This window comes from Lacrimispora sp. 38-1, assembly GCF_049890855.1.
In the GTDB taxonomy this organism is placed as follows: Bacteria; Bacillota; Clostridia; order Lachnospirales; family Lachnospiraceae; genus Lacrimispora.
The window spans coordinates 122125-148021 of sequence record NZ_JBANEW010000006.1; the positions used below are offsets into that span (position 1 = coordinate 122125).

Annotated in this window: 21 protein-coding genes; 18 read left to right on the top strand and 3 right to left on the bottom strand. The window is 43.7% G+C overall.

The genetic code is table 11. From position 1 onward, the window contains the following. Position 1 precedes the first annotated feature (1 nt). Complete coding sequence (locus V7D18_RS02260) at positions 2 to 856, top strand: sugar phosphate isomerase/epimerase family protein (protein ID WP_426151042.1); 855 nt, start codon at positions 2 to 4, stop codon at positions 854 to 856. Positions 857 to 918: 62 nt separating this feature from the next. On the opposite strand, the gene V7D18_RS02265 is transcribed toward V7D18_RS02260, so the two are convergent. Next, a complete protein-coding gene (locus tag V7D18_RS02265; RefSeq protein ID WP_426151045.1) occupies positions 919 to 2445 on the bottom strand; it encodes a response regulator transcription factor in 1527 nt (508 codons plus the stop codon). Continuing rightward, positions 2439 to 4196 carry a sensor histidine kinase gene (locus tag V7D18_RS02270; RefSeq protein ID WP_426151047.1) on the bottom strand — a complete coding sequence of 586 codons (1758 nt, stop codon included), beginning with the start codon at positions 4194 to 4196 and terminating at the stop codon, positions 2439 to 2441. Before V7D18_RS02270 ends, V7D18_RS02265 begins: the two co-directional genes overlap by 7 nt. A 212-nt stretch (positions 4197 to 4408) precedes the next feature. Between V7D18_RS02270 and V7D18_RS02275 the strand changes: the two genes are divergently transcribed. The 4 genes from V7D18_RS02275 (at position 4409) to V7D18_RS02290 (ending at position 9087) form a co-directional block, all read left to right on the top strand. Continuing rightward, the gene (locus tag V7D18_RS02275; protein WP_426151049.1) at positions 4409 to 5779 is read left to right on the top strand and encodes an ABC transporter substrate-binding protein; all 1371 of its coding nucleotides are present in this window, start codon (positions 4409 to 4411) and stop codon (positions 5777 to 5779) included. A gap of 78 nt (positions 5780 to 5857) precedes the next feature. Beyond that, positions 5858 to 6769 (top strand): carbohydrate ABC transporter permease, encoded by a 912-nt coding sequence (locus V7D18_RS02280; protein WP_426151051.1) that lies wholly within the window; start codon positions 5858 to 5860, stop codon positions 6767 to 6769. A 5-nt stretch (positions 6770 to 6774) separates the two neighbouring features. Further along, on the top strand, positions 6775 to 7620 hold the full coding sequence (locus V7D18_RS02285) for a carbohydrate ABC transporter permease (protein WP_426151053.1): 846 nt from the start codon (positions 6775 to 6777) through the stop codon (positions 7618 to 7620). Positions 7621 to 7767: 147 nt separating this feature from the next. Further along, positions 7768 to 9087, top strand: coding sequence for a glycoside hydrolase family 28 protein (locus tag V7D18_RS02290; RefSeq protein ID WP_426151055.1), 1320 nt, complete (start codon positions 7768 to 7770; stop codon positions 9085 to 9087). Here the strand turns inward: V7D18_RS02290 and V7D18_RS02295 are convergent. Next, entirely contained in the window at positions 9084 to 9863 is a 780-nt protein-coding gene (locus tag V7D18_RS02295; protein WP_426151057.1) for a DeoR/GlpR family DNA-binding transcription regulator, read from the bottom strand. The two genes, V7D18_RS02290 and V7D18_RS02295, sit on opposite strands and share 4 nt — an antisense overlap. 225 nt (positions 9864 to 10088) lie before the next feature. On the opposite strand from V7D18_RS02295, the gene V7D18_RS02300 reads away from it, so the two are divergent. The 13 genes from V7D18_RS02300 to V7D18_RS02360 all read left to right on the top strand — a co-directional run bounded on the left by V7D18_RS02300 (position 10089) and on the right by V7D18_RS02360 (position 25882). Continuing rightward, positions 10089 to 10934, top strand: coding sequence for a class II fructose-bisphosphate aldolase (locus V7D18_RS02300; RefSeq protein ID WP_426151059.1), 846 nt, complete (start codon positions 10089 to 10091; stop codon positions 10932 to 10934). A 49-nt stretch (positions 10935 to 10983) separates the two neighbouring features. After that, a complete protein-coding gene (locus V7D18_RS02305) occupies positions 10984 to 12495 on the top strand; it encodes a CoA-acylating methylmalonate-semialdehyde dehydrogenase (protein ID WP_426151061.1) in 1512 nt (503 codons plus the stop codon). Between the two features lie 96 nt (positions 12496 to 12591). Next, the gene (locus tag V7D18_RS02310; protein ID WP_426151063.1) at positions 12592 to 13611 is read left to right on the top strand and encodes a LacI family DNA-binding transcriptional regulator; all 1020 of its coding nucleotides are present in this window, start codon (positions 12592 to 12594) and stop codon (positions 13609 to 13611) included. A gap of 157 nt (positions 13612 to 13768) precedes the next feature. Next, a complete protein-coding gene (gene iolC, locus V7D18_RS02315) occupies positions 13769 to 14803 on the top strand; it encodes a 5-dehydro-2-deoxygluconokinase (RefSeq protein ID WP_426151064.1) in 1035 nt (344 codons plus the stop codon). Between the two features lie 21 nt (positions 14804 to 14824). Then, positions 14825 to 16756, top strand: coding sequence for a 3D-(3,5/4)-trihydroxycyclohexane-1,2-dione acylhydrolase (decyclizing) (gene iolD, locus V7D18_RS02320; RefSeq protein ID WP_426151066.1), 1932 nt, complete (start codon positions 14825 to 14827; stop codon positions 16754 to 16756). Between the two features lie 31 nt (positions 16757 to 16787). Beyond that, on the top strand, positions 16788 to 17573 hold the full coding sequence (locus V7D18_RS02325; RefSeq protein WP_426151068.1) for a 5-deoxy-glucuronate isomerase: 786 nt from the start codon (positions 16788 to 16790) through the stop codon (positions 17571 to 17573). Between the two features lie 70 nt (positions 17574 to 17643). Further along, the gene (gene iolE / locus V7D18_RS02330) at positions 17644 to 18543 is read left to right on the top strand and encodes a myo-inosose-2 dehydratase (RefSeq protein WP_426151070.1); all 900 of its coding nucleotides are present in this window, start codon (positions 17644 to 17646) and stop codon (positions 18541 to 18543) included. A gap of 27 nt (positions 18544 to 18570) precedes the next feature. Next, positions 18571 to 19584 carry an inositol 2-dehydrogenase gene (iolG, locus tag V7D18_RS02335; protein WP_426151072.1) on the top strand — a complete coding sequence of 338 codons (1014 nt, stop codon included), beginning with the start codon at positions 18571 to 18573 and terminating at the stop codon, positions 19582 to 19584. Positions 19585 to 19770: 186 nt separating this feature from the next. Further along, a complete protein-coding gene (locus V7D18_RS02340) occupies positions 19771 to 20463 on the top strand; it encodes an MgtC/SapB family protein (RefSeq protein ID WP_117419262.1) in 693 nt (230 codons plus the stop codon). A 123-nt stretch (positions 20464 to 20586) separates the two neighbouring features. Beyond that, positions 20587 to 21309: a phosphatase gene (locus V7D18_RS02345; protein ID WP_426151074.1), complete on the top strand. Its 723-nt coding sequence runs from the start codon at positions 20587 to 20589 to the stop codon at positions 21307 to 21309. A 68-nt stretch (positions 21310 to 21377) separates the two neighbouring features. Continuing rightward, positions 21378 to 22328: an ROK family protein gene (locus tag V7D18_RS02350; RefSeq protein ID WP_426151076.1), complete on the top strand. Its 951-nt coding sequence runs from the start codon at positions 21378 to 21380 to the stop codon at positions 22326 to 22328. A gap of 20 nt (positions 22329 to 22348) precedes the next feature. After that, the gene (locus V7D18_RS02355) at positions 22349 to 23989 is read left to right on the top strand and encodes a hypothetical protein (RefSeq protein ID WP_426151078.1); all 1641 of its coding nucleotides are present in this window, start codon (positions 22349 to 22351) and stop codon (positions 23987 to 23989) included. A 258-nt stretch (positions 23990 to 24247) separates the two neighbouring features. Next, positions 24248 to 25882 carry an ABC transporter substrate-binding protein gene (locus tag V7D18_RS02360; protein ID WP_426151080.1) on the top strand — a complete coding sequence of 545 codons (1635 nt, stop codon included), beginning with the start codon at positions 24248 to 24250 and terminating at the stop codon, positions 25880 to 25882. Positions 25883 to 25897: the final 15 nt, after the last annotated feature.

Sequence of the window (25897 nt, forward strand, 5' to 3'; positions counted from 1 at the left end):
CATGATGTGGGACAAAATAAAACTATCCGGATTTGCAGATGAGATTGATATGGATTTAGACATTCAGATGAACGTGTTGAAAAAACTGGGAATGTCTTATGTAGAGATGCGCGGAGTAAATGGTAAGGGTCTGGTGGAGCATACGACAGAAGAGGCAAAAGAGATTAAAAGACGCCTTGACAGCAATGGAATTAAATTATCATCCATTGGTTCTCCCATTGGTAAAATTAAAATCGCAGATGAATTTGCTCCTCATATGGAGTTGTTTAAACATACCGTGGAACTGGCACATGTGATGGAAACTCCAAATATCCGTATGTTCAGCTTTTTTATGCCGGAGAATTCCAGCTATGAGCCTTATAAAAATAAGGTGATGGATCAGCTTGGCCAGTTTGTGGATTATGCCAAAGCAAATGAAGTAATTCTTCTTCATGAAAATGAGAAGGATATCTATGGGGATATGGCAGACCGGTGCCTGGAAATAATGAAAGAATTTTACGGGGATCATTTTAAGGCAGTATTTGATTTTGCCAACTTTGTCCAATGCAAACAGGATACGATGGAAGCTTATGAGATGTTAAAACCCTATATTTCCTACATTCATATAAAGGATGCACTTTGGGCAGATGCAAGCGTGGTTCCTGCAGGAATGGGAGACGGAAATGTGGAAAAAATACTTGGAAACCTGAAAGAGAGTGGATATCAGGGCTTTTTATCCCTGGAACCCCATCTCAGTGATTTTGCCGGCTTCTCCGCACTGGAGCAGCACGGAGAGCAGAAGAAAAAAATGAGCGGAGAAGAAGCGTTTACCATGGCTCATGATGCTCTGGTAAAAATACTGAATTCCATTTCATAAATGAAAACTTATCAATAACCCGTACCGCCTCAGCCGGATAACTCCGGACAGAGGCGGTTTTTTTAATCCCCGCCGTTTATACGCTTCACGTAAGCACTTGGTGACATTCCCGTATTCTTCTTAAAAATCTGGCTGAAATACTGGGGATTGTTACCGCAGCCCACCTTTTCCGCGACCCATTGAATCTGCTCTGCATGTCCCTCACAAAGAAGCTGCTTTGCCTTTTGGATCCGCTGGGTTGTAAGGTAATTGGAAAATTTCTGCCGGGTCTCTTTCATAAATCGTGCGCTGACGTAATCCACATTCATAAACAGGTAATTATCTGCAATCCATTTCAGTGTCAGACTTGGGTTGTCTAAATTATTTTCCACATACTGTATGACTTTTTCAATGAACGGACTGTATGATTTGGAAGCCTCCAAAGAGTCTTCCAGTATCCTGCTGATTTTTTCCATAAGCATATTGCGGATGATCTCCGGATCGGTCTGCTGGTTCAGTGTCATTAAATATTCTGTCGCCACGACTGAAGAGCCATAACGGTTTCCGGCTGTTAATTTAATAATAATACGGGAACCGGCCTGCTTTAAAAAATCAGGGTTACTGATATCATGAAGAGTGCTCTCAAGTTCTTTAAAACCAGCGTGTTGTTCTGCTGTATCAACTTCTGTTAAAAGACTGGTCAGATGCTCTATCTTCTCAATGAGATTTTTATAATTGCAGATTGGCACAGGTCTTAGTCCATTCATGAAATAGATCATTCCATACCGCCTGATTTTTGCAGTTAAGGCCTCAATCAGCTGAATCAGATTGGGATATGTACTTCTGTGATAATCCAGTATAACAGACTGATCTTCAAATGAAAGCCGGCTCATGAAATCATCCAGTAATTCATAGGAAACCTGATGGCTTTCGAAAAACAGAATCAGGGTATTTTTAACGTAAATGCTGTATACGGCAATTCCGGGCGCACTTTCAGTCATGTAATCATAGATCAGCTGCAGGGCGGATTCCAGGAGTGGTTCTTCCAGATAATGAAGGTAGCAAAGCTCATAACCGGTATAGCAAAAATCCATAAATCCGGAATACACATCCCAGGCAGGCTGGGTACAGTCCTCCGTGAATATCCCTTCGTTAATGATATTTGCCAGTACACTGTGATGAAGATGGTAGGTCAGTGCCTTCTGCCGGTCCTGCAGATCTTTAAATGCCCGCCTGTGATAATATTCCTTAATCACATCTTTCATGCTTTCAATAATCTGCTCTTCATTGCTGGGCTTTAACAGATAATGATGAACCCGGTATTTCATGGCCTGTTTGGCGTATTCAAATTCCCCAAATCCGGACAAAATAATAAACTGAATATCCATGTCTGTCTGTGAGATCCGCTCAACCAGCTCAAGACCGGAAATACCCGGCATGCGGATATCGGTCAGGACAATGTCCGGAGACTCATCAAGTATCATGTTATACGCCTCGATTCCATCTCCGCAGCTGCCGATCAGCTCAATTCCCAGGCTGTTCCAGTCAATTAAACAGGAAATGGATTCCCGTATCATACGTTCGTCATCTGCAATCATTAATTTCAGCAATTTCCATTCTCCTTTCGGACAAGAGGAAAGGCAAGCCTTGCCACTGCCTGTTCATTTTCATTATAAAGAGTGAGACCATATTCTTCCCCATAGGTCAGCTGCATCCGCTGCAGAATGTTTAACAGGCCGATTCCAAAGCCATGGGGGCTGATCTGATTGGTCTTCAGCTTTTCTAACAGCTGGTCTTCAAAAACAGATCCGTTATTTTTTATGTAAACATAAAGTACATCAGATAACCGCTCTGCCAATATGTGAATAAAACAGCCCTCGGTATTCTCCTCAAGGCCATATCGTATGGAGTTTTCAACCAGTGGCTGCAGGGTCAGTTTTAATACACAGCAGGAGTAAAGATCTTCAGGCACAGTGACTTTATATTCCAGCCGGTCCTCATAACGAAATTTCTGAATGGTCATATAGCACTGCACCAGCTCCAGTTCCCTCCTTAAGGGAACTTCTTTGTTTTTCTGATCCAGGGTAATTCTTAAAAGCGTACCCAGATTCTCAGCCATGGAAGAGATATCCTTTGCGCCTACCGATTTGGCCCTCCAGTTAATGGATTCCAGAGTGTTGTAGAGAAAATGGGGATTCATCTGATTTTCCAGAGCCTTCAGCTGGGCTTCCTTTCTTAAAATTTCATTTAGGTAGCAACTGCGGATCAGTTCATTTACCTCATTTACCATCTGGTCAAACCGGGTATGAAGAATGCCCAGCTCGTCGGTTCGTCCTGTATAATCATAAGAAATGTTAATTGCGTCTTTCTGCCCGTCAGCGAAGTTCTTCATTTTTAACAGCAGGTTATTAAAATGCCTGATAATGGAGTCAATCAGTGCGGAAGAAAGAATGCTGGAAATAATTACTGCGATGATGGTAATAAAAAAAGAGAACCGAAAGCTTTTCTTAAGAGAAGCGGATATGTTGTCATATGGAATGATGCAGACATAATCCCAGTTATAATTGGGAAGAGCCTGTCTTACATAAAAGTAGTTTTTTCCCACAGACTGGAACAGTCCGTACCGTGAGAGGGAGATTTTTGAAACCACAGACGGATCTTCAGCGGTAATAGCAGAAGAATGGTAGATCAGATTCCCCCCGTCATATAGAATATAATCCGCGGACTCATAAAGATGACTGCTATCTGTAGAGGAATCAATCAGCTGATTCATGTCAATATTTACAATCAGACTGCCAATGGAATCCAGCTTCAAAAACTGGGTGCGGCGTATGTTTTTAACCATAAAAAGCCCGTACTGGTCACTGTAATCCGTCACCAGAATTGTCTTTCCTTTTCCTGCCTCGGCTCGTGCGATTAAGTCCCTGCGTATGGAATCGGGCAGCTGTTCTTTGTTGATAATGTGGGTGTGAATGGAAAAATTACCCTGGTACAGGCTCATGTAGCGGATGTTATTTTTTCTGAAGTTAAAATAGTATTCGTTTAACATTCCATAGATTGCTTTATAAGCTACCGTTCGTTCCTGAATCTGTTCTGTATCCTTTAATATCCCCAGATTTTTTTGCATGGTATTGTCTGCAAGCACCATATCTGCCATGGTACTGATCACGTCCAGATGGTTATTAAGCTCTTTGGCAGAAAAGGACAGAGATGATGCCACTGTCTGATAAAGAACCTTCTGGTGGGCGACTGAGGTCATGCGGATATTAAAAAAAGAAACAGAAGTAAGGAGCAGGATACATAGAAACACAATAGACTGGATCTTCTTTTTTAATGTAAGATTCCGGATAAATGCTTTCATACGTCCTCCTTAAATGGACAGCTCTGGTGTGATAAAGAGATTATATATAAAATGTGATAATAATACAACATAAAACCGGAAAAAATATACAAAATATACAAAAAACTCGGTTTTTTCCACTTTGAACTCGGTTTTACGCATTTACGGCGCATCCTTAGAAACGTATAATAAAACTACCTAAGATGAGTAATAAATTTAAGGAGGAAGGTATTATGAAGAAAAAAATTGCATTACTGATGTCATGCTGTATGGCGGCGGCCTCTCTGGCAGGATGCGGGGGGAGTTCGGCAACTGCTACCACAGCTGCAACTCAGGCACCTGCAACGACACAGGCGGCCACTACGGCTCCTTCTAAGGAAGCCTCCGGTGGAAGCGGTGACGTGAAGCTGACTATGAGCTGGTGGGGGAACCAGGTCAGAAATGAGAGAACGCAGGCGGCTTTAGACCTTTATTCCGGGCAGAATAAAGGAGTAACCATTGAAGGCCAGTTTTCCGAGTGGTCTGATTACTGGAACAAACTGGCTACATCGGCAGCAGGCCAGTCACTTCCGGATGTGGTTCAGATGGATTACATGTACATAGACCAGTATGTGAAGAACAACCTTCTGGTTGATTTAAAACCTTATATTGAAAAGGGCACACTGGACGTATCCAATATCTCGGAAAACACCATGGCTTCCGGTACAGTAGACGGAGGAGTTTATGCAATCTGTGCAGGTATTAACTCTCCAGCCATGATGTATAACAAGACTTTACTTGATCAGAACGGCATTACAGTCAAGGACTATATGACCATTGACGATTTTGAGGCAGTATGCCGTCAGGTATATGAAAAAACCGGATATAAGACTTCCATTGTTTATGGTACAGCTCAGACTTATCTGGATTATTTTATGAGAGCATATGATGTGGTTTTATTCGGCGATAAAAAAATGGGCGGAAAAGCAGAGGATTACATTCCATTCTTCCAGATGTATGAAACCGGCTTAAAAGAAGGCTGGCTCATTGATCCGGGCGTATATGCGGAGATTTCCGTAGGTTCTGTTGAACAGGATCCACTTGTATACGGTTCCAGCCCTGAGACCATGTCCTGGTGTGCATTTGCAAACTCCAATCAGCTGACCGCTGTTCAGAATGCGGCTCCGGAAGGCGTGACCATCGGTATGACTACCTGGCCGTCACCTGATCCCAAGAAGTCCGGCTACTTAAAATCCAGCCAGTTCTTTTCCATCGGAGCTCATACAAAGAATCCGGAAGAAGCAGTAAAAGTATTAGATTATCTGATTAATTCCAGCGATGCAAACAACATTCTTTTAGGCGAAAGAGGCGTTCCTGCATCCAGCAAGATTGCAGATGAGCTTTCACCCAAAATGGATGCAATCAACCAGGAGATTATCCGTTATATCAACGATGTTGTTACTCCGAACAGCTCACCGATCAATCCTCCCCAGCCGGATGGAGCGAGCGAAGTATTTAATCTGTTAAATCAGGTTCAGGAACAGCTCTGTTACGGTACATACGATTCAAAAACGGCTGCAGAAGAATTCTTTAACAGCGCCAACAAGATCATGAGCCAGAAATAATTGCCGGTAAATTCGGGGCAGAGAAAGCTCTGCCCCGGTTTTCAATAAGAGCAGTCATAGTGAACGGAGGGGACGTATATGAAAGAAAAAAAGAGGGAGAACTTCAGACACTTTATGAACAGGGAAAGCACGGCAGGATTCGTATTCAGCCTTCCGTTTACCATTGGATTTCTTCTGTTCATGGTAGTTCCCATGGGTTTATCCCTTTATTATTCCTTTTGTGACTACAATATTCTGGCACCGCCGGTCTTTGTAGGAATGAAAAATTACATTAAAATGTTTACTGACGATCCGGTGTTTTTAAAAACAATCGGTGTTACTTTTTATTTTGCATTTGTATCGGTTCCAATGCGTCTGGTATTTGCTTTGATTGTAGCACTGATTCTGTTTAAAACCACAAAGGCCACGGCATTTTACCGCGCTGCCTACTATCTCCCGTCAATTATCGGGGGTTCCGTGGCAGTGGCGATTCTCTGGAAGCGAATGTTTGCAACTGACGGAGTGGTGAATCATCTTCTGCGGATCATAGGAATCAAATCCAGTTTTCCCTGGCTTGGAAACGTAAATACAGCGATCTGGACACTGATCATACTGGCAGTCTGGCAGTTTGGTTCTTCCATGCTGATCTTCTTATCTTCACTCAAACAGATTCCGGTAACGCTCTATGAAGCGGCCAGAGTGGATGGGGCAAACCGGTTTTCTCAGTTTTTTAAGATCACGCTGCCTCTTCTTACACCCACCATATTTTTCAATCTGGTTATGCAGACGATCAATGGATTTCTGGCATTTACTCAGTGTTTTATTATTACACAGGGGAAACCCCTAAATTCCACTTTGTTTTACACTGTTTATATGTACCAGCAATCCTTTGAGTTCTATAATACCGGATATGGAGCAGCACTGGCGTGGATTATGCTTGGGATCATCGGCCTGATTACGTTGCTCTTATTTGCTACTAAAAAATTCTGGGTCTATACGGAAGGAGTGTAATATTCATGAAAACAAGGAAAAGAATCGGCGGGATCTTCTATCACGTCATCGTCTGCGGCCTTGGTCTGATCATGATATACCCTCTGGTATGGATGATCATGAGCTCGTTTAAGGAGAGCAACACCATTTTTACAACAGCAGGCCAGCTGATCCCCAGGAAGTTCGTGTTTTCCAACTATGCAACCGGATGGAAGGGGTTTGCAAAGACCGGATTTGTTGTATTTTTTAGAAATTCTCTGTTTGTTGCAATTGTTGCGACTCTTGGTACGGTATTCTCTTCTGCCTTTGTTGCATATGGGCTTGCCAGATGCAGATTTTTCGGAAGAAAGTTCCTGTTTGTGGCCATGCTTCTTTCCATGATGCTGCCGGCGCAGGTGTTGATGATTCCTCAGTATTTATGGTATCAGAAGCTGGGCTGGGTAGGAAGCTACAGGCCATTAATAGTCCCCTATTATTTTGCAATCCAGGGTTTCTTCATCTACCTGATGATTAACTTTATTGACGGAATTCCAAGAGAACTTGACGAAGCGGCTAAGATTGACGGATGCTCCTATTACAGTATTTTTGCAAGAATTATACTGCCGCTTATCACACCGGCTTTAATTACTGCAAGCATTTTCTCGTTCATGTGGAGATGGGACGATTTCCTTTCCGCTCTGCTTTACATCAATGAGTCCGCAAAGTATCCGGTGAGCCTTGCGCTAAAACTGTTCTCCGATCCGGGCTCATCCTCCGATTACGGAGCCATGTTTGCGATGGCAACGCTTTCTATCATGCCGGCAGTATTAATCTTCATCTGTCTGCAGAAGTATCTGGTGGAGGGAATCAGCACTTCTGGTTTAAAAGGTTAAAAAATGGCAGAGGCAGTACAAAAAACAGCTTTTTTGTGCGCCTCTGCTATTTTTTTATAGTTAGACCTTTCAATTGGCAGGCTAAATTGGTATAATTGGGCAGTTTGGTAGTGCAATCTGATTAGGATACAGGAAATGGAGGAAATTATGATTTACAATGTATTGGAATTCGGAGCAAAAGGTGATGGAACCGCAAATGATGCTGCGGCGATTCAGAAAGCGATTGATGAATGCACCGGAGCAGGCGGCGGACGTGTACTGCTTCCGGGCGGACATATCTATAACAGCGGTTCGATCCTTCTTAAGTCAAATGTAGAGCTTCATTTGGAGATGGGTGCCGTATTAAAGGCGAGTGATGATTTAAACGATTATTATCCTCTGGCAAACGGCGGCAGGATCGTTGCTCATGAATCAGGTCTTCCTTCCTTTTTAAACAGCGAATATAACGGCAGGCCATTTCATGCATTTATCTATGGCTATGAACAGGAGAATGTGGCAATCACCGGTTTTGGTACCATAGATGCCAATGAATCCATATTTTACGGAGATAATTCCGGATATCACATTGAAGGAACTTATTACCCCAGAATCCCTCTGATGCTTTTAGAGAAATTCAATCATCTTACCATTCGTGACGTAAAGCTTGTAAACTGCGCATTCTGGACCGTTCATCTGGTGGGATGCAACGATGTTCTGATTGAGGGAATCCGTCTTCTTAATAACTTACAGATGGCAAATTCCGACGGCATTGATCCGGATCACTGCACGAATGTACGGATCATCGGATGCCACATTGAATGCGGTGACGATGCGATTGTATTAAAAAATTCCGGCGATTATAACCATTACGGACCCTGTGAAAATATCGTGATCTCAAACTGCACCTTAATCTCCACCAGTGCAGCCATTAAGTTCGGTACGGAAGGGGAATGTGATTTTAGAAATGTTCTTGTAGAAAACTGTACCATCAGTAAAAGCAACCGTGGAATCTCCATACAGATCCGGGATGGAGGAAATGTGGAGAATGTGGTATTCTCCAATATTACCATTGAAACACGCCGCTTTTCTCATGAGTGGTGGGGAAGGGCAGAACCAATCTGCATCACGGCCCACGACAGAAAACCGGGCGTAAAGGCCGGAAAAATCAGAAATGTGCGGTTTGAAAATATCAGCTGCAAAGGGGAAAACGGAATCTTTATCCGCGGAAGCGAAGACAACTATATTGAAGACGTAAGCTTTGAAAACATCCACCTCACGCTGGAGAAAAACTCCCGCTGGGAGATTGAGGGATATGATATCCGCCCCTGCCAGGGAGATGGACTGATTCGCACGAAGATATCCGGAATTTATGCTGAGTATGCAAAGGATATCCGGTTTGATCATGTAAAGATCAGGGTGGCTGATAGCATGAGACCTTTCTACAAGCAGGATGTCACCTTAAGCCACGCGGAAGAAATCACGGTCTAATCCTCATAAGATGCTATGGAAATGGCGCAGTTTTGTTCTTTGCAAAAGGAGCAGAACGCGTCATCCGGCATCTTTTCGGTTAAAATATAATCGAACTGATTCATATCTCCATAGGTCATAAGAGATGCCCGGCCAAACTTGGAAGAATCTGCCAGAAGATAATGCTTCTGGCTTTTTTTTAATGCTGCTTTTTTAATATTATATTCATCCGTTGATGCATTGCAGATTCCTGACTCAACTGAGATACTGGTACATGCCATGAATGCACGCACAATGTTATAATCTTCCAGATACTCCACGCAGGAGCTGCCGGTCAGAGATGCCGTATCCCTTTTTAAAGTGCCTGGGAGCACAATTAAATCAATATTGGGATAATTCATGGATTTATTAATGACCTGAATGCTGTTGGTTATGACCGTGACTGTATTTAAATGGGTGAGAAAGTCCACAATATTCATGGTAGTGGTACCGCTGTCAATGAATATAATATCTCTGTCCCGTACAAATGAAGCAGCAAGAGATGCAATCCGCTGCTTGCTTAAAAAATTACGGCTGGCTCTGTCCTGAAAAGTGACAAGGTCCGGTATGGGTAAAATGTTTTCGGATGCGATAACACCTCCATATACCTTTTCCACAGTTCCTCTTCCCACAAGCACTTCCAGATCCCGGCGCAGCGTATTTTTGGATATCTGAAATAGTTCACATAAGGTATCGATCGATGCGGTTTTGTGTTCGAGGATATATTGTTCCAGTTGTTCAATTCGGGAAATTCTCATAGCGTATACTCCTTATATTCCGGTTCCTTTAATGTGCTGTTATTCCCCTATTATAACAGACACAAACAAAAATATCAAGAAATCACCAATAGATCACCAAATTCAAAAAAAATTTTTCAAGTACATCTTGACCAATCTCAAATATGGTGTTAGAATATAACCAACACATAACTAAAACAAAATCAAAACATACTCATAAAGGGAGGAAGAGAGAGGAAACAAGGCATGGGATTAGTAAAAATGAAAGATCTGCTGAATCAGGCATCAGAGCAAAACCGGGCGGTGGGAGCATTCAGCGTGGGGAATCTTGAGATGGTGAAAGGTGCTGTTAAGGCAGCTGAGGAAATGAACACTCCCATTATCTTACAGATTGCGGAAGTACGCCTTCCCCATTCCCCGCTGTCACTAATGGGACCTATGATGGTAGAAGCTGCCAGGAATGCAAAGGTAGAGATTGCAGTTCATTTAGATCACGGCAAGACCATCGGCGTGTTAAAGCAGGCCCTGGATTATGGATTTACATCAGTCATGATGGACGGCTCCACTCTTCCCTTTGAAGAGAACATAAAAAAGACGTTAGAAGCGGCTCAGCTCGCAGGAGAATATGGAGCCACGTTAGAAGCGGAGCTTGGTCTGGTTGGCGGCAGTGAGGACGGAAGCACAGATGAAGGAATCCGCTGCACCAATCCGGAAGACGCGAAACTGTTTTGCGAAAAGACAGGTGTGGACGCACTGGCAGTAGCCATCGGCAATGCACACGGCAACTATCCGGTAGCACCCAGACTGGCATTTGATGTTTTAAAGGCCATTGATGAAAAGACAGATGTTCCTCTGGTCCTTCACGGCGGAACCGGAATTACTCCGGAAGACTTTAGAAAAGCAGTTGGTCTTGGAATACGTAAGATCAATATTGCAACAGCCAGCTTTGACAGCCTGACAAGGGAAGCTGAAAAATATTTAAAAGCAGAAGGAAAGCATGATTACTTTGGACTGAATGAAGCCATGGTCCATGGAGTATATGAAAATGTGAAGCAGCATATAAAGATCTTTAACTGTGTAGAGCCGCTATAATATTAACTATTAAATAAATAAAACCGCTAAGAAAGGAATGGATAGAAAGATGGGAGAAGTAAAAACATTAAAGTATTTTGTAAACGGTCAGTGGAAGGAATCTAAAACAACGAAGTATACAGATGCCTTTGATCCAAGCACTGGTGAAGTGATTGCGAAAGTACCATGCTGTACTCCGGATGAAGTGGAAGAGGCTGTAGCAGCAGCGAAAGCAGCATTTCCATCCTGGTCAGCAACTCCGGTTATTAAAAGAGTTCAGATTCTTTATAAGCTGAGAGATTTACTGATCGAGCATATGGATGAACTGACTATGCTGGTAGCAAAAGAAAACGGTAAAAACTGGGAAGAAGCTCAGGGTGATGTGCTGAAAGCAAAAGAAGGAACCGAGCAGGCCATCAGCGCTCCGTCACTGATGATGGGAGAAAGCTTAATGGACGCTTCCAGCGGATTTGACACAGTATTATATCGTATGCCTCTGGGCGTATTTGCAGGTATCGTGCCATTTAACTTCCCAGCTATGATTCCAATGGGCTGGATGACTCCTATGTGTATCGCATGCGGTAACACCATCGTATTAAAAGCAGCATCCTTTACTCCTCAGTCCAGCATGCGTATCGCTGAGCTGTATAAAGAAGCAGGACTTCCGGACGGTGTAATTAATATCGTTACCTGTTCCAGAAACGAAGCAGAGATTCTTCTTACACACGATGATGTTAAGGGAATTACTTTCGTAGGTTCCACATCTGTTGGAAAGCATATTTATTCCACAGCTGCAGCAACAGGAAAGAGAGTTCAGGCTCTTTGCGAAGCCAAGAACCACGCTCTTGTATTAAAGGATGCTCCTGTTAAACGTGTGGCAGCAGGTATCATCAACTCCACCTTTGGCTGTGCTGGCGAAAGATGTATGGCTCTTCCGGTAGTGGTTGTTCAGGAAGATATTGCTGATGCACTTGTAGCAGAAATCGTAGCTCAGGCCAAGAAATTAAAAGTGGGACCAGCTTATGATAAAACCACAAATCTTGGACCGGTTATCAATCAGGCACACAAAGATTCTGTTGTAAAATGGATTGAGACAGGAATCTCAGAAGGTGCCAAGGTGGTACTGGACGGCCGTGATGTAGTAGTAGAAGGATTTGAAAACGGATTCTACTTAGGGCCCACAATTCTTGATCATGTTACTCCTGAAATGAGCGTAGGCGAAAGAGAGATCTTCGGACCGGTACTTTGCATTAAGAGAGTGAAGACCTTCGAAGAAGGACTTGCGGTAATGAATGCCAATCCATTTGCCAACGGTTCTGTTATCTTTACACAGAATGGTCGCTATGCAAGAGAGTTTGCAAGACATACAGACGGCGGTATGATCGGTATCAACGTAGGAATTCCGGTTCCGGTTGGTATGTTCCCATTCAACGGCAATAAGCTGTCATTTATCGGAGACCTTCATTGCTTAGGAAAAGATGGTTTCAGATTCTATACAGAGAATAAAGTTGTTACCACCAGATGGTTCGACGAAGAAACCGGAGAGTCCACGGCTGTTAATACCTGGGATGGAACAATCTAAACGTTGTTTTTATTGAAAAAATAGCACGCATACACTTGCGTGCTATTTTTATGTGTGATATGATTGGTGAAGTGAATTGCTTAAAGGAGAGAACAGATGGCGGGAACGATTCGGGAAATAGCGGAGCGGGCAGGTGTGTCCAGAGGTACTGTTGACCGCGCGTTAAATAAACGGGGGCGGATTGACAAGGAAGTGGAAGAGCGGATCTTTCAGATTGCAGACGAAATCGGTTATGTGCCGAAAAAAGAAAAGACGGCAGTAAAAAAGGAATCGGTTAAAATCGGCATTGTAACCCAGCTGGCTAAATCGTCATTTATGATTCCCATCAGAAAAGGGTTAGAAGATGCACAAAAAGAGTTGAAAAAAAGAGGAATTGTCTTTGTAATGGAAGAGTGTGTTACTGTAAGCGAGGAAGAGCAGCTTGCAGCCATAGAAAGGCTGGAAAAAAACAAGGTGTCAGGCATTGCAATCATGCCTGTGGAGTGCGATAAAATAAGGGACAAAATCAATTCCCTGATTGAGCAGGGGATCTCAGTCGTGACTTTTAATACGGATATTGTAGGTACAAAACGAAGCTGTTTTGTAGGCCAGGACAACAAACGGAGCGGACGCACGGCGGCTGGGCTTATGGGAATGCTCACCGGCGGACAGGGAAAGATTCTCGCTATTACGGGATATTTTGGGAATAGTGTCAACAGTATGCGCGTGGATGGGTTTGTGGATGAGATAAAGAGGACATTTCCCGGTCTTGAGCTTGTGGGAGTGCAGAGCAGTTTTGATGAAAAGGAAGAGGTGGAAAAAATCCTTGTCAACACCCTGACTGCTTATCCGGATCTCCAGGGTGCGGTGATATTCTCAGGAGGTCAGGGGGGCGTTAAAAAGGCGTTTGAAGAGCTGAAGCTGGAGAGAAAGCCTCATATTATTATCTATGATCTGACTACAGGGAACATGAAAGCGCTGGAAGAGGGGATCGCGGATTTTCTGATTGACCAGAACGGCTATACACAAGGGTACCGTGCCCTGTTCATTCTTGCCGATATCATGCAGGCCGGAAGCAGGGAAGAACAGGAATTTTTTTACACGGATATAATTATAAAAACGAAATACAATATTTAAAAGATTATAAAATCAGGGATCTGTTAATGATAAAAAACAGGTCCTGATTTTTTTTATTATCAGAGCGAAATCACTTGCACGCGGACTGCGTGCGTGGTATAATATAGGCACATGAGATGAACGAAAAAGCACGCAAACAGATGGGAGAGGTGTAACAATGGGATATGTAAAATTTAACGAAGCCAGAGAGCTTGATTTAATACTTCTTGGCAGAGTGGCAATTGATTTTAACCCTGCCTACAATGAGCAGGTAAAGGAAGAATTTAAACCGTTAAAGAAGGTTCACATGTTTGAAAAGTTTGTGGGCGGTTCTCCTGCCAACATTGCCGTAGGCGTGACAAGACATGGTATGAAAGCTGGTTTTATCGGAAAAGTATCCGATGACCAGTTCGGCGAATTTGTAGTGGATTATTTTAATGAACAGGGGATCGATACCTCCCACATTACAAAATGCAAAAACGGAGAAAAACTGGGACTTACTTTTACTGAAATGCTGTCCTCCAGCGAAAGCAGCATTCTGATGTATCGAAACTGCATTGCTGATTTACAGTTGAGTGTGGAAGACATCGACGAAGAATACATTAAAAAGGCGAAAGCTATTTTAATTTCAGGTACGGCACTTGCCGAAAGCCCGTCAAGAGAAGCGGCTCTTAAAGCTGTGATGCTGGCTAAGAGAAACGATGTCAGAATTATATTTGATATTGATTACAGGGCATACAACTGGAAAAATACAGACGAGTTATCCATTTACTACTCAACTGTTGCAAAAGAAGCGGATATTATTATGGGATCAAGAGAAGAATTTGATCTGACAGAAAAGCTGATTAAACCGGGCATGACAGATGAAGAAAGCGCTGCCTTATGGCAGGGATATCATGCAGCAATCGTGGTGATCAAGCATGGTATGAAGGGGTCTACCGCATATACCCGGGATGGCCAGTCATTTTCCATTAAACCGTTTCCGGTAGAGGCAAGAAAGGGCTTTGGAGGCGGAGACGGATATGGTTCCGGTTTCTTATATGGTCTGTATCAGGGATGGGATATTATTGACTGCCTGGAATTTGGTTCTGCAGAAGCGTCCATGATGGTAAAGAGCAATAACTGCTCGGACTCTCTTCCTACGCCAGAGGAAGTGCATGCATTTATAAAAGAGGAAAAGGAAAAATTCGGTGAGATGATCGCCCGTGTATAAAAATATAAAGGAGAGCGGAACATGTCAAAAACAATAAGAATGACAACAGCACAGGCACTTGTAAAGTTCCTGGATAACCAGTATGTTTCAGTGGATGGAACAGAAATTAAGTTTGTTGAAGGCTTTTTTACAATCTTCGGCCATGGAATTGCAGTTGGTCTGGGAGAGGCTCTGGACACAAATTCGGGACAACTTCGGGTTTTTCAGGGAAGAAACGAGCAGGGTATGTGCCATACAGCCATTGCATTTGCCAAACAGAATCAGCGCAGAAGAATTATTCCCTGTGCTTCCTCAGTAGGACCTGGCGCTGCCAATATGGTGACTGCCTGTGCCACTGCAACCGTCAACAACATTCCGCTGCTGGTATTTCCTGCAGACACCTTCGCATCCAGACAGCCTGATCCGGTGCTTCAGCAGTTAGAGCAGAGCAGCAGCCTTGCAACTACCACCAATGATGCATTTAAACCGGTATGCAAGTACTGGGACAGAATTACCAGACCTGAGATGATTATGAGCGCCTTAATTAATGCCATGCGTGTGCTCACAGATCCGGCTGAGACGGGAGCCTGCTGTATTTCCCTCTGTCAGGATGTAGAGGGAGAATCCTTTGATTATCCGGAGTATTTCTTTAAGAAACGGGTTCATAAGATTACAAGACCTGTGGCAGTGGAAGAAGAACTGGAAGAGATTGCTGAAATTATTGCTGAAGCGAAGAAACCTATTGTGATTGTGGGCGGAGGAGTCCGCTACTCGGATGCAGGAGAAGTTGTAGAACAATTCTGTGAAGAATTTAAGATCCCCTTTGGAGAGAGTCAGGCTGGAAAGAGTGCCTGCAAATCAAGCCATCCATACTGCCTTGGCGGAATCGGAGTAACCGGTACTTATGCCTCCAATGTCATTGCAAAGGATGCAGATGTGGTAATCGCCATCGGAACCAGACTAAGCGATTTTACTACCAGCTCCAAGTGGCTGTTTAAAAGAGAAAACGTTAAATTTGTTACTATAAATAACAGCAGATTCCATGCCTATAAGATGGATGCATCCATGGCAGTGGGAGATGCAAAAGTAACGGTAGAGGCACTGACAGAAAAACTGAGAGAAAAACAGTATGTGTCCCAGTACCGGAATGAGATTACAGACGCAAAGAAAAAGTGGGATGAAGAGATGGTTCGCCTGGGCAGCATTGAGTATACAGGAGATGATTTCGAACCCATTATCAAAGCAAGAGATCCCAGAACAATTCCGGAATTTGTCCGTCTGACCAATGGTAAGATCACCCAGACCGCAGCACTGGCAGCGATCCGAAGAGCGATTGATGCAGATGCCACAATCATTACGGCAGGAGGTTCCCTTCCAAGCTGTATGCAGCGTATGTGGACCACTGATAAGCGGGGCGGATATCATGCTGAGTATGGATATTCCTGTATGGGATATGAAGTGGCAGCAACCCTGGGCGTTAAATTTGCGGAGCCGGAACATGAGGTTTACTGCGTAGTCGGCGATTCCAGTTTTCAGATGCTGCACAGTGAAATCATGACCATTATGCAGGAAAGACAGAAAGTCAATATCCTGATCTTTGATAACTGTGGCTTTGGCTGTATCAACAACCTGGAGATGAACCATGGAATCGGAAGCCTGGCAACGGAGTACCGCTATACAGACGGAAAAAAACCAACCGGCGATTTAATCCCTGTTGACTATGCAAAGGTGGGAGAGGGCTACGGATTAAAGACTTATACCTGTCGCACCATCGCAGAGCTGGAAGATGCATTAAATGATGCCAAGAGCCAGGAAAAAGCCTGTCTGTTTGACTTAAAGGTAATTCCTAAGACCATGTCCGACGGATATGAATCCTGGTGGAATGTGGGACTTGCTGATACGTCTGAAAAAACCAGCGTAAACGAAGCGTTTGGAAGAGTCATGGAAGGCAGAAACGCAGCAAGAAAGTATTAATCGGCCGGACATGACCGGAAAGGAAGATAATATGAGTCAGGTATTCGGATATCCGGAATTTGATGAGTCCGGAGAAAAGATTTTAACAACTTATACCAATGAGTATAAGGAGATGAACATGGACATCCGTGTTTACCGCATGAAAGCAGGGGAAATCAGAACCTTTTTAAAAGAGGAAGAGGAAACTGCTGTGCTTCTTTTAAAGGGAAAGATCGTATACCGTGGCGGCAATGTGGAACAGGAGGCCTCAAGAATTGATGTTTTTACAGAGGGACCATGGTGTCTGCATGGCTGTGCAGGAACAGAGATTTCCGTGGAAGCAAAAGAGGATTCAGAAATTTTAGTTCAGTCAGCAGAAAATAAAAGAACCTTTGAAGCAAAACTGTATCAACCCGAAGATGCACCATGGAAATACTCTTCTGTGGGTAAGTTTGGCAATGTGGCAAAACGGCGGGTGAATACGATTTTTGACATAGAGATCGCTCCTTACTCCAATATGGTTTTAGGAGAGGTTTTAAATGACCGGGGAAACTGGTCCGGTTATCTTCCTCACAGACATCCACAGCCGGAGACCTACTATTTCCTTTTTGACCACCCGGAAGGATTTGGAGCAAGCTTTGTAGGCGACCAGGTATTTAAAAGCACAGACGGAAGCTTTTCCGCAATTCCGGGAGGGGAGCTTCATCCTCAGGCAGTGGCTCCGGGATACCAGATGTATACCTGCTGGATGATCCGCCATCTGGAGGGCAATCCATGGAATCAGACAGACCGCAATGAAGATGAACGGTACGTGTGGCTGCATGATGCCGAGTTTTAAACAACATAGGGGTTAATCGCCGCGAAACCAGCGGTATAAAAATATGATAAGACAGGGAAGGGAAACAAAAATGTTAAACAAGGAGAAAGTTAAATTAGGAATTGCACCAATTGCATGGACAAACGATGATCTTCCGGATTTAGGTAAGGAGAATACCTTCGAGCAGTGTGTCAGCGAAATGGCACTTGCAGGATTTACCGGTTCTGAAGTGGGTAATAAATACCCGAAGGATCCGGAGGTTTTAAAGAAGGCTCTGGAATTAAGAGGTGTTGAGATCTGCAACGCATGGTTCTCCACATTCTTAATCAGCAAGCCTTATGAAGAGACTGAGGCAGAGTTTGAAAAGCACGTAGCATTCTTAGCTGCCATGGGCGCTAAGGTAGTGGGTGTTTCCGAGCAGAGCTACAGCACACAGGGAATTCAGGACCAGCCGGTTTTCGAAGGAAAGCATGAGATGGATGACAGAGAATGGGATCTTCTGTGCACAGGCTTAAACCGCCTTGGCAGGCTGTCCAAAGAGAAATACGGTGTGGCATTAACATTCCATCATCATATGGGAACCGTAGTACAGTCTGCAGCAGAGACAGACCGTATGATGGAGCATACGGATCCGGAATACGTAAGCCTGCTTTTTGACAGCGGCCATTTTGCATACTGCGGAGAGAATCCGGTTGAGATGGTGACAAAGCACATCAAACGTATTAAACATGTTCATTTAAAAGATATCCGTCCGGAAGTAGTAAAAAAGGTGAGAGAAGAGAAGATGAGCTTTTTAGCAGGCGTACGTGCAGGCGCATTCACAATTCCAGGCGACGGCTGTGTAGATTTTGATCCGATCTTCAAGGTGCTGGAAAATGCAGCCTATGAGGGATATATGGTAGTGGAAGCAGAGCAGGATCCGGCTAAGGCGAATCCGTTAGAATATGCAATCCGTGCAAGAAAATTCATTGCTGAAAAAACTGGTCTTTAATTTAGAGGATAAAAGGAGAAGAATATTATGGTAACCGTAGGAATTATCGGAGCAGGCAGAATCGGAAAGGTTCATACCACAAGCATCTGCAATATCGTTAAGAATGCAACAATTAAAACAATCGCTGACCCATTTATGAACGAGGAAACAGCAAACTGGGCAAAGAGCATGGGCGTAACCAATACAACCAAGGATTATAAAGAGATCCTGGCAGATCCGGAGATCGATGCAGTTTTAATCTGCTCCTCTACAAACACACATTCTCCAATCTCTGTAGAAGCAATTAAGGCTGGCAAGCATGTATTCTGCGAGAAGCCAATTGATCATGATATTGACAAAATCAAAGAAGTGATCGATGCATTAAAGGACAGCAAGGTAAAATATCAGGTAGGCTTTAACCGCCGCTTTGACCATAACTTTGAGGCAGTGAGAAATGCAGTTGCAGCAGGAAAAATCGGAGATCCCCATATCATCAAGGTGACCTCCAGAGATCCTGAGCCGCCCAGCGCAGAATACGCTGCTGTATCCGGCGGTATGTTCCTTGACATGACCATTCATGATTTTGATATGGTACGTTACCTGGCTGGCTGTGATGCAGAAGAGATCTATGTTCAGTCTGCAGTTTTAGTTGATCCTGCCATTGGAAAAGCCGGTGACGTGGATACTGCTGTTATCACCATAAAGATGGAGAACGGCGCAATTGCAGTGATTGATAACTCCAGAAAAGCTGTTTACGGCTATGACCAGAGAGCAGAAGTATTCGGCTCCAAAGGTATGGTTGCAACCTCCAACGACACAGAATCCAGCGCAGTATTAAGCACTGCTGATGGTGTGACAGGCGAGAAGCCTCTCTACTTCTTCTTAGAGCGTTATATGCAGTCCTTCGCAAAGGAAGTAAACTGCTTCATCGAGGCCATTGTAAATGATACAGATACCCCTCTTGGCGTATTAGATGGCTTAAAACCGGTATTAATGGGAATCGCAGCAAAGAAATCGGTTGAAGAGCACAGACCGGTTAAAATCTCTGAAATCACAATGTAAATGTAAGGACCTGCCGCTTCCTGGCAGGTCTTTTTTTCAATATCCTCCGGTTAAACGGCAAAGTACAAAAAGTGCATAGAAACCAGCATGGAAAAAGCAAATTCTGCGCTGACGTTTCGGTTTAAACATGTTAAATTAATAGCATATTTTATAAGATATAGTTCATTACAGAAAAGAGGAGTTATCATGTATCAATTGGAACAGATGCTGATTGGCTGGGTGGAGCGGTATGATCTGGTCTATCAGACCAGTTTGCTTTTTCGAATCATTGCCGCCGGCTTTTCGGGGTATTTAATCGGATATGAAAGAAAGAACCGGAATAAAGGAGCTGGAATGAGAACCCATGCCATTGTGGCAATGGGAGCTGCTCTTATGATGGTGGTATCCAAGTACGGCTTTCGGGATATTCCGAATTTTGACGGCTCCAGAATTGCAGCTCAGATCGTGTCAGGAATCGGCTTTCTGGGAGCTGGTGTTATTTTTGTAAAGAATAATTCGGTCAGCGGACTGACTACCGCTGCGGGTATCTGGGCAACAGCAGGAGTGGGAATGGCCATAGGAGCCGGTGCTTATTATCTGGGCTGTGGTTCTGCGTTTCTTCTGATTATGATACAGGTTCTGCTCCATGACGTTCCCTTTTTGTCAAAGGAGCCATACCGGTGTATGCTTAAAATCAGCACATCTCATTACGATGCCGTTATTACAGAGCTGTTTCATAAGCTCAACGAAGAAAAGGTGAAAGTGCTGAATGTAAAAATAGGAAAGTCCAAGGATGGTACCAAGATCGAACTGGATTTACTTTATCCGGCCGGTTATGAAAAAAATGATCTTGTGATACGTCTGTCTAATGATAAACGGATTGATTCTGTCAATGGATAGGATCATAAAAACAAAAATTGCAATAAATATTTGAAGAAAGACAAAAATAAGGTAGAAGCTTTGCAATAAAAAGGGATATACTCATTGAGTAAGAAAAATGAGAATAAGTGAAGTGAGAAATTTATGATAAAACATCTTGCTGCGGATTTACACACCCATACAGATATAAGCAGGCACGGTTACAGTACCGTTTATGAAAATATAACTGCAGCAAAGGATGCCGGTCTTCTGGCTGTAGGAATCAGCAATCACTGTCCGGCCCACCCCGATGGAGCGCCTGAGGGGCATTTTAGAAATCTCCGGGTGATTCCGGAATGGGTGGACGGTATCCGTGTATATCGGGGAGCAGAACTGAATTTTACCAGTTTTGAAGGTGGGATTGATTTAAGCTCCGATACCATTGAAAACCGGCTGGATTACACCATAGCCTCTTTTCATGAAGATGTGATTGCGCCGGGAAGTATGGAAGATCATACAAGAGCGTATCTTTGTGCCGCAAAAAATCCGATGGTGGATATCATCGGTCACAGCGGAACTGCCTGCTATGAGTATGATTATGAACGGGTGATACCGGAGTTTGGAAAGAACGGAAAGCTGGTGGAGATTAACGAAGGAACATTCCGCGTCAGGAAAAGCTCCGCAGAAAATTGCCGGATCATTGCCAGACTATGCATGAAATACAGCGTTCCTGTCATTGTCAGTTCAGATGCACATTTCTGCCGGAGTGTGGGAGTATTTGATGAGGCTCTTTCCATGTTAAACAGCCTGGACTTTCCCAAAGAGCTGGTGGTGAATGCAGATAAGGAACAGTTAAAGTCCTGGTTTCTTCGCAAGCGGAGAGGATAATGAAAGTAAAGAATGCCGGAGCGCAGCTGCGCCCCGGCAGTTGTGCGCGGGAAGGGAGCGGATAGAGAATGAAGTATTATATCGGAATAGACTTAGGCGGAACCAATATAGCAGCCGGTCTGGTAGGAGAGGATGGAACACTTTTTACCCGCCTGTCTGTACCAACCAGAAGCGGAAGAAGCGCAATGGAAATCGTTCAGGATATGGCAGACCTTGCTAAAAAGGCTGCAGAGGAAGGAAATGTTTCCTGGGAGGAGATCGAAGCAGTCGGACTTGGAGTGCCGGGAACAGCCAATAAAGAGACCGGCATGGTGGAATATGCCAATAATCTGGGGTTTTATGATGAACCGGTAGTCTCCATGATGGAGAAGGTGCTTCCTGGTAAAAAAATTCGTTTTGATAATGATGCCAATGCGGCTGCCTGGGGAGAATATACGGCAGGAAGCGGAAAAGGTACGAACTCCATGCTGGCGGTTACTCTGGGCACCGGCGTAGGAGGCGGAATCATTCTTGACGGAAAGCTTTATGAAGGGATCAACTTTGCAGCGGGAGAATTCGGTCATTTTACCATTGAACGGAACGGTATTCCATGTAACTGCGGAAGAAAAGGGTGTTTTGAGGCTTATGCCTCTGCCACTGCATTGATTTCGCAGACAAAGGCTGCAATGCTTGAAAACCCACAATCCGTTCTCTGGGAACTGTGCGGCGGGGAGATTGACCATGTGGAAGGTAAGACGCTCTTTGACGGTGTCAGAAGGCAGGATGAAACGGCACTTTTTGTATTTGACCGGTACATCGAATATCTGGCGGCAGGTCTTCTGGATTTAATCAATATTTTCCAGCCGGAGTTAATCTGCATCGGCGGAGGCATCAGCAAAGCCGGAGATTTACTTTTAGATCCGTTAAAAAGAATCATTGACCAGGAAGATTATGCAAGAACCTCAAAACGCAGGACAAGGATCGCAGCAGCCAGGTTAGACAATGCTGCAGGGCTCATAGGAGCTGCCTTATTAGAATAGAAGAAAAGAGGACAGAAATTATGAAACGATATATGGGACATCTGATACGTTCCGCTGAGAAGCGGGTGGATCACTTTTTAAGCACACAGGTAACAGATGAGAAGGACCCTTTTTACGGAGGAATGAAACGGGCTATTTTAGAGGTTAAGCCAACCATTTATGTTATGGCAGATGCTGCATCGGTATATTTAAATTCTCAAAGCAGGTATTATAAAGATGCTGATCTTCTTCGTGCCATGGAAGCGGCTGTGACCTTTATTGCCAATTGCCAGAGAGAGGATGGAAGCTTCGATTATCCTTCCTGCAATTTTAAATCTGCACCGGATACCTCTTTCTGCTTTAAACGTCTCATTGCAACGTACCGTCTGTTTTTAAAATATACAAATGAGGGCGAACTGGACAAACTGAAAGACGGTTATCGTTTTATACTGGAAGAATCCTTAAATGCTCTTTTAACCGGCGGCTTTCATACGCCAAATCACCGCTGGGGAATCACTGCAGCACTCATGCAGGGTGCTAATCTTGTAAAAGAAGAAAATCCGGAGTTTGCTGCCCAGCTGCTCGCCCGTGCAGACCAGTATCTGGCAGAAGGCATTGACGGCAATGAAGAAGGGGAGTATGCAGAACGCTCTACCGGCAATTATAATGCAGTGGTAAATAATGCCATGATGGCGATGTATGAAGAAACCGGTGATAAAAGCTATCTGGGATATGTGGAGCGGAATTTAAAAATGATGCTCTTTTACATTGATCCGGACGATACCATTTTCACTCAGAATTCTACGAGACAGGATCAGGGCAAAGCCGATTATCCGGACAAGTATTTGTACCAGTATTTATATATGGCGGCAAAAACAGGAGAGGAAATCTTTGACCGGGCTGCTCATAAAATAATAAAAGACAATATGGAACGGGGCGATATGGCTCCGGAATGCCTGCATATTATTATGCTTCATGATTTTATGGAGAAATATGAGTTTAAGGGCTATGGATTTCTGGATACCTACCACAAGCATTTTGAGGAAGCAGGCGTAATCAGAGGGAAGACTTCTGAATATGGCTACAGCATCCTGAAGGGAAAGAGCGCATTTCTGTTTCTGAAATTTAAAGAAACACTGATATACTTAAAAATAGGAGAAAGCTACTGTGATATCCGTAATTTCATTCCACAGACGATTGAAGAAAAAGACGGTGTCTGTGTGTTAACTTCTGTAGCAAAGGGGTGGTATTATCTTCCGTTTAAGGAAAAGCAGAATACAACTGACTGGTGGAAGATGGATCATAAGAAGCGTGAGATCTTAAACAGCAGTGAAATCCGTATGACAGTTACGCTGAAAGAACTCTCTGACGGTATGGAAGTGACGGTTAAGGCAGAGGGACTTGATAAGGCGCCTCTCCGTGTGGAAATCTGTATTCCGGCAGGAAGTGTTCTGGAAAATGAGCATTTCCACATCAGAGCGGAAAAAGCCGGGGAGATGGTGCTTCGCGATGGTTTTATCAATCTGATTCACGGAGATCAGAAGCTTCTGATAGGACCCGGATATGGAACCCACGAGTTCGGCGGTCATTATTCAGGAGAAGAGATCAACACCACTGGCTTTACTCTTTACTTCAATGACTATACCCCTTATGAAAGAACATTTTCCATTCGAACTATATAAAAAGGGCAGAGCCATAATTACAATGTTGTTCATAATAGATAAAGGATATGCCAAAGGAGGCAGTTGTGCGGCTTGACAACTGTCTTTTTTACTACCTGATTTATTGGAATACTGCATAAAACATATTAAAACTATAGAAAAATAGGAAATGTGTCGAAATATGTTGAAAAAAGTATGCAGATCGGTATATAATGATTTTAACTTTTTCTGGTTAAGGACAGATGAGTTCTATGGGACAGTAAAAGAAAGGAGAAAATTATGAAAAAGAATTTTATGAAACGTGCGGGCTTTCTTTTAGCAGCTTTTATGGTGCTTGGAGGACTTACCGCGTGTGGCGGAAAAGATCCGTCAGCAGAAGGAACCACAGCAGTATCCGGCAGCACGGCAGGAGCAGGCGAGACAACAGCGGAGGCGGCCAAACCGTCTGAAGGTGGAGAGAGTACATTTACCTATGCCATAGCGGGAGATCCGGGTGCAAATGTGAATGTAATTACAACCAGTGACCGTTTCGGTCTTATGACTCTCAAGATGATCTATTCTCCATTATATATGTATAATGCGGATGGAATCAACTATTTCCTGGCAAAGAGCATTGATACTTCCGATGATAATTTATCTTATACCATGCATTTACGGGATGACGTAAAGTGGTCAGACGGAGAGAAATTTACCGCTGATGACGTTGTCTTTACATTTGAGGCTATGGAGAAGGAAGAGAATGCGGGCTGGGCCTATTCCCAGTTAGTTTATCCGGAAGGTGCGGTAAAGATTGAAAAGGTTGATGATTATACTGTTAAGTTAACCATGCCTTTCGTAAACTCCGCAGCAGTTGAGATGTTCTCCCAGATTTTTATCATGCCTAAGCATGTTTATGAAAATGTAACCAATTTTGAAACCAATGATGTGAATACCAAACCAGTCGGAACCGGTCCTTATGTAATGTCTGAATACTCAGCAGGTTCCTATGTGAAGTTCACAAAGAATGAGAACTATTTCCTTGGAGCTCCTTCCATTGACAACATCGTATACCGTATTATAGAGAATGAGAATACAGCCATGACAGCGATTCAGAGCGGCGAAGTAGATGCATGGATCGGAACTCCGGCCCAGGTAGCGCAGATGGATCTGGATTCTGCCAACTTAACGGTTTATCCTTATCAGGAAGGCCGTGTGGGATATATGATGATCAATGCAGCACGTGTACAGAATGAGGATTTAAGAAAAGCGATTCTGTATGCTCTGGATAAGAAGGCAATTGCAGATGCAGCTCTGTTAAGCTCAGATTATTATGATCTTCCATGGAGCTTCATGCCGCCTAACAGCAAGTTCTTTACAGAGGACGTAGAAAAATACGAACAGAACCTTGATAAATCAAAAGAGTATCTTGCGGCTTCCGCCGTACAGAAACCGGAACTGAACCTCGCATACAGCGGATCAGACAGCTTACAGTCCACCTCAGCGTTACTGGTTCAGGAGCAGCTTGAGAAAGCAGGATTTAAGGTTACCTTATCCGGTATTGATTCCAAGGCACTCAGCCAGCAGATGAAGGATAAGAACAATACTTACGATATGTACTTTGGCGGTTATATCATGGGAATTGACCCTGACACATTCTCCAGCTTATTTGAATCAGGCGGTGCATTCAATTACATGCATTATGATAAGCCGGAAATCAATGAGATGTTTGCACAGGGACGCAAAGAAACTGACGAGACAAAGCGGAAAGAAATCTACACCAATATTCAGAAGAAAATTCAGGATACAGCCTGCTTCTATCCGTTATATTCCAACAAACGCCTCTTAGTGGTTTCTAAAAATGTATCAGGAATTGAAGATGCAAAGCTGGTTCCTGTTTATACCTTTGAGGATACCTCCAAGTTACAGAAAAAGTAATTGCATCTGCAAAAT

Excerpts from the sequence above, each read along its gene's own strand:
- V7D18_RS02270 (WP_426151047.1), bottom strand. The coding sequence starts at position 4,196 with ATGAAAGCATTTATCCGGAATCTTACATTAAAAAAGAAGATCCAGTCT.
- V7D18_RS02350 (WP_426151076.1), top strand. The coding sequence starts at position 21,378 with ATGAAGTATTATATCGGAATAGACTTAGGCGGAACCAATATAGCAGCC.
- V7D18_RS02305 (WP_426151061.1), top strand. The coding sequence starts at position 10,984 with ATGGGAGAAGTAAAAACATTAAAGTATTTTGTAAACGGTCAGTGGAAG.
- V7D18_RS02325 (WP_426151068.1), top strand. The coding sequence starts at position 16,788 with ATGAGTCAGGTATTCGGATATCCGGAATTTGATGAGTCCGGAGAAAAG.
- V7D18_RS02360 (WP_426151080.1), top strand. The coding sequence starts at position 24,248 with ATGAAAAAGAATTTTATGAAACGTGCGGGCTTTCTTTTAGCAGCTTTT.
- V7D18_RS02260 (WP_426151042.1), top strand. The coding sequence starts at position 2 with ATGATGTGGGACAAAATAAAACTATCCGGATTTGCAGATGAGATTGAT.
- iolD (WP_426151066.1), top strand. The coding sequence starts at position 14,825 with ATGTCAAAAACAATAAGAATGACAACAGCACAGGCACTTGTAAAGTTC.
- V7D18_RS02275 (WP_426151049.1), top strand. The coding sequence starts at position 4,409 with ATGAAGAAAAAAATTGCATTACTGATGTCATGCTGTATGGCGGCGGCC.
- V7D18_RS02290 (WP_426151055.1), top strand. The coding sequence starts at position 7,768 with ATGATTTACAATGTATTGGAATTCGGAGCAAAAGGTGATGGAACCGCA.
- V7D18_RS02300 (WP_426151059.1), top strand. The coding sequence starts at position 10,089 with ATGGGATTAGTAAAAATGAAAGATCTGCTGAATCAGGCATCAGAGCAA.
- iolG (WP_426151072.1), top strand. The coding sequence starts at position 18,571 with ATGGTAACCGTAGGAATTATCGGAGCAGGCAGAATCGGAAAGGTTCAT.
- V7D18_RS02340 (WP_117419262.1), top strand. The coding sequence starts at position 19,771 with ATGTATCAATTGGAACAGATGCTGATTGGCTGGGTGGAGCGGTATGAT.
- iolE (WP_426151070.1), top strand. The coding sequence starts at position 17,644 with ATGTTAAACAAGGAGAAAGTTAAATTAGGAATTGCACCAATTGCATGG.
- V7D18_RS02285 (WP_426151053.1), top strand. The coding sequence starts at position 6,775 with ATGAAAACAAGGAAAAGAATCGGCGGGATCTTCTATCACGTCATCGTC.
- V7D18_RS02345 (WP_426151074.1), top strand. The coding sequence starts at position 20,587 with ATGATAAAACATCTTGCTGCGGATTTACACACCCATACAGATATAAGC.
- V7D18_RS02355 (WP_426151078.1), top strand. The coding sequence starts at position 22,349 with ATGAAACGATATATGGGACATCTGATACGTTCCGCTGAGAAGCGGGTG.
- V7D18_RS02310 (WP_426151063.1), top strand. The coding sequence starts at position 12,592 with ATGGCGGGAACGATTCGGGAAATAGCGGAGCGGGCAGGTGTGTCCAGA.
- V7D18_RS02295 (WP_426151057.1), bottom strand. The coding sequence starts at position 9,863 with ATGAGAATTTCCCGAATTGAACAACTGGAACAATATATCCTCGAACAC.
- V7D18_RS02280 (WP_426151051.1), top strand. The coding sequence starts at position 5,858 with ATGAAAGAAAAAAAGAGGGAGAACTTCAGACACTTTATGAACAGGGAA.
- iolC (WP_426151064.1), top strand. The coding sequence starts at position 13,769 with ATGGGATATGTAAAATTTAACGAAGCCAGAGAGCTTGATTTAATACTT.